The sequence below is a fragment of the Novosphingobium decolorationis genome (assembly GCF_018417475.1).
Classification (GTDB): Bacteria; Pseudomonadota; Alphaproteobacteria; order Sphingomonadales; family Sphingomonadaceae; genus Novosphingobium; species Novosphingobium decolorationis.
Window position 1 is genome coordinate 2,342,630 of the sequence record NZ_CP054856.1, and the last position, 8,927, is coordinate 2,351,556.

The following is an 8,927-nucleotide window of genomic DNA, read 5'->3' on the forward strand; positions in this document are numbered from 1 at the left end:
TCCTGTGGCTTCGTCTTTCAACGCCGCACTGCCCGCAAAAGCCCCCTCACCGATTCCGGGAGCCCGAGGGCGATGGCCCTCGGAACCTCCCCTTATCTTCCTACCCTTCCAAAGGCACCTTCGCATCCAGCTCTGCCAGCCACACCTCGGCGCGGGCATCGGACGGCGCGCGCCAGTCGCCGCGCGGGCTGAGCGCTCCGCCCGAAGAGACCTTGGGTCCGTTGGGGATCGCCGAGCGCTTGAACTGGCTGAAGGCGAAGAAGCGGCGCAGGAACTTCTCCAGCCACCCGCGGATCACCGGCAGGTCATAGGCAAGGCGCCTGTCGGCGGGATAGCCGTCGGGCCATTGGCCCTGCGCGGCGTCGTGCCAGGCGTGCCAGGCGAGGAACGCGACCTTGGAGGGCGTCTGGCCGTAGCGCATGATGTGGTGGAGGAAGAAGTCGTTGAGCGCGTAGGGCCCGATCTTCTCCTCGGTGCTCTGGATCGCGCCGTCCGCGCCGGCGGGCACGAGTTCGGGCGAGATCTCGGTATCGAGGATGGCGTGAAGGATCGCCCCGGCCTCGGCCGCAAAGTCCTCGCCATCCGCGCACCAGCGGATGAGGTACTGGATCAGCGTCTTGGGCACGCCCGCATTGACCGCGTAGTGGCTCATCTGGTCGCCCACGCCGTAGGTGCACCAGCCCAGCGCCAGTTCGGAAAGATCACCCGTCCCGATCACGAATCCGCTGTGCTGGCTGGCGAGTCGGAAGAGATAGTCGGTGCGAAGCCCCGCCTGGACGTTCTCGAAGGTGACGTCGTAGACCGGCTCGCCATCGGCAAAGGCGTGGCCGATGTCCTCCAGCATGCGCGTTGCGGCCGGGCGGATGTCGATTTCCTCGGCCGTGATGCCCAGCGCATCCATCAGCTTCCAGGCGTTCGACTTCGTCCCCTCGCTCGTCGCGAAGCCGGGCATGGTGTAACCCCGGATGAAGGTGCGCGGCAGGCCCAGGCGATCGCAGGCGCGTGCGGCGACGATCAGCGCGTGGGTGGAATCGAGCCCGCCCGAGATCCCGATCACCATCGACTTGGAGCCCGTCGATTCCAGGCGCCGCATGAGGCCATCGACCTGGATGTTGAACGCCTCGTAGCAGTCCGCGTCGAGCTTTTCCGGGCGGTTGGGCACAAAGGGGAAGCGGCGGATCGGGCGCTGGAGGCCGATATCCCCGCGCACCGGCGCATGACGGAAGGGAACGGTTCGGAACGTCTGCGCGGGCGATCCGGCAAGTTCGGCCGCGTCGGCGAAGGTCGGCAGGCGCAGCCGATCACCGACGATACGTTCGCAGTCGATATCGGCGATGCACAGCTGCGGCTCCAAAGCAAAACGCTCGGACTGCGCGAGACATTCGCCCAGTTCGTAGACGATGCCCTGCCCGTCCCAGGCCAGATCGGTCGTGCTCTCTCCGTGCCCTGCGGCGCAATAGACATAGGCCGCGGAGGTGCGCGACGACTGTGCCTTGCACAGCGCGTGGCGTTCGTCCGACTTGCCAATGGTGATGTTGGAGGCCGAGAGATTGCACAGGATCGTCGCCCCGGCGAGCGCGCCCAGCGTGCTGGGAGGCGTGGGCGCCCAGACATCCTCGCAGATTTCGACGAAGAAGCGGAAATCCTTGAGCACTTCGGATGCAAAGACGAGGTCGACGCCGAACGGCACGTTCTGCCCGGCCACCGTGATCGACTGCCCGCGCACGGCCTTGCCGCTTGCGAACCAGCGCTTCTCGTAGAACTCGCGGTAGTTGGGCAGGAACGACTTGGGCACCACGCCCAGGAGCTTGCCGTGCGCGATCACCACCGCGCAGTTGTAGAGGCTGGAGCCGTGGACCAGCGCGGCCCCCACCAGCAGCACCGGCGAAAGCGAGGCGCTGGCCGCGACGATCTCGGCGAGCGCGGCATCCACCGCCGCGATCAGCGCGCCCTGCAGGTGCAGATCATCAATGGCGTAGGCCGAAAGGCACAGCTCGGGAAAGACCAGAAGATCGACATGCGCTTCATGCGCGCGGCGCGCTTCGGCCAGAATCGCATCGCGGTTGACGGCGACATCGGCAGGACGCACGTGCGGGGTCGAGGTCGCGACGCGCACGAAACCATGCTCGTGCAGCGAGAAGAAGGGATGGCTGCGGTCGGCGGCGGCAGAAGCGTTCATGGCCTTTTCCCTGACAGGAACCGCGCGCGGGTGCAATTGGCGTGATGCCGAAAAACAGGAGGAAGCAGGAAGATAATTCCGAGGGCCAGCGCCCTCAGGCTCCCCATACCGTCGACCTTACCTCACACCCGCCACCCTGGCGGAGCAAGGTGAGGTCGCCGTTTGGGGGCAAGGGGTGACGACCCCTTGAATCTGTCCTTTCTTCGTCTCTGCCTGTATCTTTATTTCGATTGCAGCCCTATCGGACCGCGCCCCACGCCCAAGCCCCCTTGCCCTGTGGCGACACGGCCCTAAATGACGTTGCATGCGCAGCCTTGATGACATCCGCGAAGAGTATGAATTCCTTGAGGGCGATGAACGCTATCGCCTGCTGATCGAGCTGGGACGCGAACTCGACCCGATGCCCGACGCGCTCAAGACCGACGCGACCAAGGTGCGCGGGTGTTCGGCCTCGGTCTGGGTCTACCCCACCGAAGCGGAAGGTGGCACGCTTCACTTTCTGGCGGACAGCAACGCGGCGATCACCAAGGGCATCGTCGCACTCGTCATTGCAGGCGTGCAGGACAAGCCTGCCGCCGAGGTTGCCGAGACCGACATCGTCGCCGCGCTCGAGCCGTTCGACCTCAGGAACCAGCTCTCCTCGAACCGCACGCAAGGCGTTCCCAACATGATCGCTCTGATCCGGGAAACCGCGGCGCGCTACGCGGACCCGCAGTCTTGACCCAGCCTTCCTCCGACCGGAGCGCGCGAGCTTGAAGAAGGTCAAGCGCTCGGTCTGGATGCTTGGCGGCGTACTGTTCGTGGCGCTGGGCACCATCGGCATCTTCCTGCCGGTCATGCCCACCGTCGTCTTCTACATCGCGGCGGCCTGGTGCTTTTCCAAGAGCCACCCGGAATGGGCCGAGCGGCTGTACAACCATCCCAAGCATGGCCCCCATCTCGTCGCCTGGCGCGACCGGCGGGCGATCAGCCGCAAGGGCAAGGTCTCGGCCATCCTCGCGATGAGCGCGAGCATTCCCTTCACCTGGTTCGTGGCGGGCTTCCCGCTGGCCTTCATCCCGGTTGGCGTACTCGCCCTACTGGGCCCGTGGATCTGGACCCGGCCCGAGTAATCCCCCGGGCCGGTGGTCCTGCTCAGATCTCGGCGTGGATCTGGCCGTAGGAGAGCATCGCGAAGAGCCCGGTGCCCCCGATCACGTTGCCCGCGAACGTGGGCAGGAGATAGCCGGTAAAGGCGGCCTCGATGGACTTCTGCCCGTCGATCACGAGCATGAACATCTCGGTCGATCCCGCGATGACGTGGGTAAAGCCGCCCGCCGCGATCAGCGCTGTAAAGACCATGATGACCCACAGCTCGAAACCCTTGGAGCTGGGCAGCATCCAGACAAGGCCCGCGATGAAGAAGCCTGCCGGAATGCCCTTTACCAGCGCGGTCCAGCCTTGCGACTGCGCGGCGTGTTTCGAGACCTCGAGCATGGCGGTCACATGGCTGCTTGCCTCGGCATCGCCCCCATCCGACATCACCATCACGAAGAAGGCGGTGAGGAAAGTGCCGATGAAATTGGCGGTAAGAACGATCGCCCAGAGCCGGGCGGAGAGGCCCAGCTTCCCCCAGCTCGGCTCGGAGAGCATCGGCAGAACCACGCTCAGCGTGTTTTCCGTAAAGAGCTGGAGGCGTGAGAGGATGACGAGGATGAAGCCCACCGAATAGCCAAGGCTCGAGACGACCCAGCGGTTGGGGCTACCTTCCAGCGCCTCGTAGAGAAGCGCCTGGGCGAAGACCGAGGTCGAAATGCCGATGCCAGCGGCAATGCCCGACCACCACAGTGAGGAGGTCGGACGGCGCAGTTCCTCCTCGCCCTCGCTGCGGATGATCGAAAAGACGGTGAGAGCGGACAGGCGGCTGTGCGCGGACACACGGCGGCGTTCGCGGCGGGTCAGGGTGGAATTGCCGCTTTCGATTTCACGCTCGACGTTCTCGCGCTCGGCCTTCTGTTCGGCGCGGCGCAGTTCCTCCTCGCGTTCTTCTTCGGTTTGCTCCGCCTCGGCAGGACCGGAAGAGGTCCCTGCACCGGAGCCGGCGGTATCGATCACGTTCGGATGTCTCCTGAAAGATCTGGAACGCCTGTAACGCGCCAGATCGTGGCAGGTTGCCGCTTGTGTGACCTTCTGCTCAGTCCTCCACCGCCTCGCGCACCACCGCGATGCCCCGGCGGCGCTGCTCCTTGAGCTCCTGCTTGAGCCGGACCGGATCGCGCGCCACGACGAACCCGAAGCTGACCCCGCCCTCCTTGCCGATCGTCGCATGGTGCAGCTTGTGCGCCTGGACCAGACGCTTTGCATAGCCACGCTTGGGCACCCAGCGGAAATAGCGCTGATGGACGAGACCATCGTGGATCAGCGTATAGATGATGCCATACACGAGGATCCCCAGCCCGATCCACGTCCCCGGCCACCAGGCGTGCTGGCCCATGACGAGCGGCGAGCCGAGCGCGAACATCGAAATGCTCATCCCCGCACCGACCAGCGCGTAGAGGTCGTTCTTTTCCAGGAGCTTGTCATGGGGCTCGTGGTGGTCGCGGTGCCAACCCCAGCCAAAGCCGTGCATGATGTACTTGTGGCTCGACCAGGCGACCAGCTCCATGGCGGCGGCGCTCGCAAGAACGATGAGAATGGCGATAAGAACAGTCACCCCCTTCTCCTAGACCGATGCGGCGCCCGTGTCAGCGCCTGATCGCACGCCGTTCACCGCATCTTCGTGGCGCAACTTGCCCCTTACCGGGTTGAAAAATACGCCGTTCGTCCTCCTGCCGGATAAATCGAACACACGCCCTGCGCTGTACTGCTTGAATTGCAAAGCGCAGGGGCCTAATCGGCTCGCATCATGACCACACAGCCGCGCACACTCTACCAGAAGATCTGGGACGCCCACGTTGTCGACACCCGCGACGACGGTACCTGCCTCATCTACATCGACCGGCACATCGTGCACGAGGTGACGAGCCCGCAGGCCTTCGCGGCGCTACGCGCGAACGGGCGCAAGGTGCGCCGTCCGGACCTGCACATCGCGGTCCCCGACCACAACCTGCCGACCACCGCGCGCCGCGATGCAGCCGGCAAGCGCGTTCCCATCGCCGACCCGCAGAGCGCGCAGCAGCTCGACATGCTGGAGAAGAACGCGCCTGAATTCGGCATCCGCTACATTGGCGATGCCGACCCCGAACAGGGCATCGTCCACGTCGTGGGCCCCGAACAGGGCTTCTCGCTGCCGGGCGCCACGATCGTGTGCGGCGACAGCCACACCGCCTGCAACGGCGGCCTGGGCGCGCTGGCCTTCGGCATCGGCACCAGCGAGGTCGAGCACGTCATGGCGACGCAGACCCTGCTCCTCAAGCAGTCCAAGACCTTCCAGGTCAACGTCGAGGGCACCCTGGGTGCAGGCGTCTCGCCCAAGGACGTGATCCTGCACATCATCGGCAAGGTCGGCACCGCAGGCGGCACCGGCTACGTCATCGAGTACACCGGCAACGTGTTCCGCGAAATGTCGATCGAGGGCCGCCTGACGGTCTCGAACATGTCGATCGAGGCAGGCGCGCGCGCGGGCCTGATCGCGCCCGACGAGACCACCTTCGCCTACGTCCAGGGCCGTCCCTACGCGCCCAGGGGCGCGGACTGGGACAAGGCCGTCGCCTGGTGGAAGAGCCTCGCGAGCGATCCGGGCGCGACGTACGACAAGTCGATCCACATCCGCGCCGAGGACATCGAGCCGACCGTGACCTGGGGCACCAGCCCCGAGGACACCGCCCCTATCGGCGCGGTCGTCCCCTCGCCGGACGATTTCGCCGACGCCTCCAAGCGCCAGGCGGTCCAGCACAGCCTTGACTACATGGGCCTGACGCCCGGCACCAAGCTGACCGACATCGAGGTCCAGAACGTCTTCATCGGCTCGTGCACCAACAGCCGCATCGAGGACATCCGCGCCGCAGCCCAGGTCCTCAAGGGCCGCAAGAAGGCCGACAACGTGACCTGGGCGATCGTCGTGCCGGGCTCCGGCCTGGTCAAGGCGCAGGCCGAGGCCGAAGGGCTCGACAAGATCATCATCGAGGCAGGCCTGGAATGGCGCGAGCCGGGCTGCTCGGCGTGCCTTGCGATGAACCCCGACAAGGTGCCCGCCGGTGAGCGCTGCGCGTCCACCAGCAACCGCAACTTCACCGGGCGCCAGGGTCCGGGTGCGCGCACCCACCTCGTCAGCCCCGCCATGGCGGCCGCAGCCGCCGTCACCGGACGCCTCGCCGACGTGCGCGAGCTGGCCGAGAACGCCTGAAGGACGAACGCAAGATGGCAGACGAACCCGATACCTCGCTCGCCGGACGCGCCGCGATCGCGGCCGGTGCGGCCATTGGCTCGGCGGCGGTTGCCGCTGCGCTGCTCTTCGTGAAGCGCCGCAAGTCGCGCGCCGAGAAGAACGCGCCTGCGCACCCCGAACAGGCCCACGAGACGGATTGAGACGAGCACACCCATGAACCCGATTTCCCAGGTTTCCGGCCGGGCCTACCCGTTCGGCCGCAAGAACGTCGACACCGACGTCATCATCCCTGCCCAGTGGCTCAAGACCGTGACCCGTGAGGGCCTTGGCCAGGGCTGCCTCGAATCGGTCAAGGCCGAGCCGGGCAACGTCTTCACCGACCCGACCTACGAAGGCGCGCCGATCCTGATCGCAGGCGACAACTTCGGCTGCGGCTCGAGCCGCGAGCACGCGGCCTGGGCGCTCCTGGACATGGGCGTGACCTGCGTGATCGCACCCAGTTTCTCGGACATCTTCTCGGGCAACGCGTTCAAGAACGGCATCCTCACCGTGGCCATCCCGCAGGAAGCCATCGACCGCCTGATGGAGGTCGCCACGACCGATCCGATCAGCGTCGACCTGGAAACCCAGACGGTGACCACCCCCTTCCAGGATCGCTTTACCTTCGAGATCGACCCGTTCCGCAAGCACTGCCTGCTGAACGGCCTCGACGAGGTTGGCCTGACGCTGGCGCAGGACGCCGAGATCGGTACCTACGAGGCCAAGGCGCGCGAAGATCTGCCCTTCCTGGCCAGTCCGAAGCTCGCCGAGGCCTGAGCGCTTCGCATCCCCTTTGGGATACTTTTTCCGGCCCGGCGGGACCCTCCCGCCGGGCCGGTTGCCTTTGGGCCCCGCGCACGATGCCGGAATCGGGATTGAACCCGGCCCCGCTCGGCCCTATCGCAATGGGAACGAACCGTGACGCGGCGCGCAGGTGCGCCGGGCTCACGCTTTTGCGGGATTGTGTGATGAAGAGTTTCAGCAGCAAGGGGCACGGCGCAGATGGCGGCGAGCCGACCGGGCTCGAGCATGACGCCGAGGTGCTTTTCCGCATCCAGGCGCGCCGCAACCGCCTCGTGGGCGAATGGGCCGCTGCGCGCATGGGCCTTTCCGAGGCCGAGACCGAAGCCTACGCCAAGGCGGTGGTCCAGGCCGACTTCGAGGAAGCGGGCGATGAGGACGTGATCCGCAAGCTCCTGGGCGACATCACCGCCGCCGGTGTCGATACGACCGAAAGCGAAGTGCGCGCCGCCCTGGAAGCCAAGCAGGTCGAAGCGCGCCGCGCCTTTCTCGGCACGGCCTGACCCCTCGCCCACCTCGTAAGCCCCGTGCCCGAAACGGCTCGAAACCGTGCGCCAGCGGTGCTAGGGCGAGGCGCAAGACCAAGGTGCCGGCCGCACCCTGCCCCCCAACGACGGCCATAGGAGAAGCCCATATGGCGATGCCCGCCAGCGAGATCGAGCGCCTCATTGCAGAGGCCCTGCCCGGCTGCGAAATCACGATCACCGACCTTGCCGGCGACGGCGACCACTACGCAGCGCACGTCGTCGCGCCCCAGTTCGCGGGCAAGATGCGTGTCGCGCAGCACAAGATGGTCTATGAAGCGCTTGGAGGCCGCATGGGCGGCGAGCTCCACGCCTTGCAACTCACCACCGCCGTTCCCAAGTGACGCGCATACGCTTTTGAGGATTTGAATCAGATGTCCGACGTTAACGCCCGTATCGGCGACCTCGTGAAGGCCAACGATGTTGTCCTGTTCATGAAGGGCACGCCGCTCTTCCCGCAGTGCGGCTTCTCGAGCCGCGCCTGCGCCATTCTCGACCACATCGGCGTCCCGTTCGAATCGGTCGACGTCCTGCAGGACCAGGAAATTCGCCAGGGCATCAAGGCCTACTCGGATTGGCCGACGATCCCGCAGCTCTACGTGAAGGGCGAGTTCGTGGGCGGCAGCGACATCATGATGGAGATGTACGAGGCGGGCGAACTGCAGCAGCTCGTCACCGATGCGGGAATCGCGCCCCAGGCCTGATTCGCGTTCGCAAGCACCGTCACCCGACGCAAGAAGGGCCCGGAGACCACTACGGTGTCCGGGCCCTTCGTGCGTCTGTCGGGGAGGCAGGGCCAGGAGACATGATGGCCCTGCCCCATCGAGACTGCTTTGGGTACAATGGATACAAAGCATGGTCCGTGCCAAACTCGCGAAATTACGCAAAACCCGCATTCGAGCCTCCGACGCGATCATGCCTCAAGGACGATGTGTAAGAAATCTCGACACAACGGAACCCCGTTCTGGCTCCGGGAGGCGCATCGGGACCAACGCACCTGCGGCCAGCGCCGCCCCCTTCTCCCTGGGGCCCGGAGGGCGTCAACCGTGCGCGCGCCTTACCTGCAAGGCAACCGACC

Annotated in this window: 11 protein-coding genes; 8 read left to right on the top strand and 3 right to left on the bottom strand. The window is 65.9% G+C overall.

Translation table 11 applies throughout. The features are described from left to right. Positions 1–100: 100 nt before the first annotated feature. Positions 101–2,179: an NAD(+) synthase gene (locus tag HT578_RS10830; protein ID WP_213499413.1), complete on the bottom strand. Its 2,079-nt coding sequence runs from the start codon at positions 2,177–2,179 to the stop codon at positions 101–103. Between the two features lie 304 nt (positions 2,180–2,483). Here HT578_RS10830 and HT578_RS10835 point away from each other — a divergent pair, with 304 nt between their 5' ends. Next, complete coding sequence (locus HT578_RS10835; protein WP_039390515.1) at positions 2,484–2,900, top strand: SufE family protein; 417 nt, start codon at positions 2,484–2,486, stop codon at positions 2,898–2,900. A 31-nt stretch (positions 2,901–2,931) separates the two neighbouring features. Beyond that, on the top strand, positions 2,932–3,291 hold the full coding sequence (locus HT578_RS10840; RefSeq protein WP_213499414.1) for a YbaN family protein: 360 nt from the start codon (positions 2,932–2,934) through the stop codon (positions 3,289–3,291). Between the two features lie 22 nt (positions 3,292–3,313). Here the strand turns inward: HT578_RS10840 and HT578_RS10845 are convergent, their stop codons facing one another. Together HT578_RS10845 and HT578_RS10850 are read right to left on the bottom strand one after the other, a co-directional pair. Beyond that, positions 3,314–4,273 (bottom strand): formate/nitrite transporter family protein, encoded by a 960-nt coding sequence (locus HT578_RS10845; RefSeq protein WP_239026245.1) that lies wholly within the window; start codon positions 4,271–4,273, stop codon positions 3,314–3,316. Positions 4,274–4,352: 79 nt separating this feature from the next. Further along, a complete protein-coding gene (locus HT578_RS10850; protein WP_039390512.1) occupies positions 4,353–4,871 on the bottom strand; it encodes a sterol desaturase family protein in 519 nt (172 codons plus the stop codon). Positions 4,872–5,063: 192 nt separating this feature from the next. Between HT578_RS10850 and leuC the strand changes: the two genes are divergently transcribed. The 6 genes from leuC (at position 5,064) to grxD (ending at position 8,553) form a co-directional block, all read left to right on the top strand. After that, the gene (gene leuC, locus HT578_RS10855) at positions 5,064–6,503 is read left to right on the top strand and encodes a 3-isopropylmalate dehydratase large subunit (protein WP_039390511.1); all 1,440 of its coding nucleotides are present in this window, start codon (positions 5,064–5,066) and stop codon (positions 6,501–6,503) included. 14 nt (positions 6,504–6,517) lie between these two features. Then, a complete protein-coding gene (locus tag HT578_RS10860) occupies positions 6,518–6,685 on the top strand; it encodes a hypothetical protein (RefSeq protein ID WP_199904367.1) in 168 nt (55 codons plus the stop codon). A gap of 13 nt (positions 6,686–6,698) precedes the next feature. Further along, positions 6,699–7,301 (top strand): 3-isopropylmalate dehydratase small subunit, encoded by a 603-nt coding sequence (gene leuD / locus HT578_RS10865; RefSeq protein ID WP_039390510.1) that lies wholly within the window; start codon positions 6,699–6,701, stop codon positions 7,299–7,301. Between the two features lie 191 nt (positions 7,302–7,492). Continuing rightward, a complete protein-coding gene (locus tag HT578_RS10870) occupies positions 7,493–7,828 on the top strand; it encodes a DUF1476 domain-containing protein (protein WP_039390509.1) in 336 nt (111 codons plus the stop codon). A gap of 131 nt (positions 7,829–7,959) precedes the next feature. After that, positions 7,960–8,193, top strand: a complete 234-nt coding sequence (locus tag HT578_RS10875; protein ID WP_213499415.1) for a BolA family protein — start codon at positions 7,960–7,962, stop codon at positions 8,191–8,193. A 30-nt stretch (positions 8,194–8,223) separates the two neighbouring features. Beyond that, complete coding sequence (gene grxD / locus HT578_RS10880; protein ID WP_039390507.1) at positions 8,224–8,553, top strand: Grx4 family monothiol glutaredoxin; 330 nt, start codon at positions 8,224–8,226, stop codon at positions 8,551–8,553. The last annotated feature ends 374 nt before the right edge of the window (positions 8,554–8,927 follow it).

Bases quoted from the DNA above. Each gene is read 5' to 3' on its own strand.
- leuD (WP_039390510.1), top strand. From the start codon at position 6,699: ATGAACCCGATTTCCCAGGTTTCCGGCCGGGCCTACCCGTTCGGCCGC.
- HT578_RS10860 (WP_199904367.1), top strand. From the start codon at position 6,518: ATGGCAGACGAACCCGATACCTCGCTCGCCGGACGCGCCGCGATCGCG.
- HT578_RS10835 (WP_039390515.1), top strand. From the start codon at position 2,484: ATGCGCAGCCTTGATGACATCCGCGAAGAGTATGAATTCCTTGAGGGC.
- HT578_RS10830 (WP_213499413.1), bottom strand. From the start codon at position 2,179: ATGAACGCTTCTGCCGCCGCCGACCGCAGCCATCCCTTCTTCTCGCTG.
- HT578_RS10870 (WP_039390509.1), top strand. From the start codon at position 7,493: ATGAAGAGTTTCAGCAGCAAGGGGCACGGCGCAGATGGCGGCGAGCCG.
- leuC (WP_039390511.1), top strand. From the start codon at position 5,064: ATGACCACACAGCCGCGCACACTCTACCAGAAGATCTGGGACGCCCAC.
- grxD (WP_039390507.1), top strand. From the start codon at position 8,224: ATGTCCGACGTTAACGCCCGTATCGGCGACCTCGTGAAGGCCAACGAT.
- HT578_RS10875 (WP_213499415.1), top strand. From the start codon at position 7,960: ATGGCGATGCCCGCCAGCGAGATCGAGCGCCTCATTGCAGAGGCCCTG.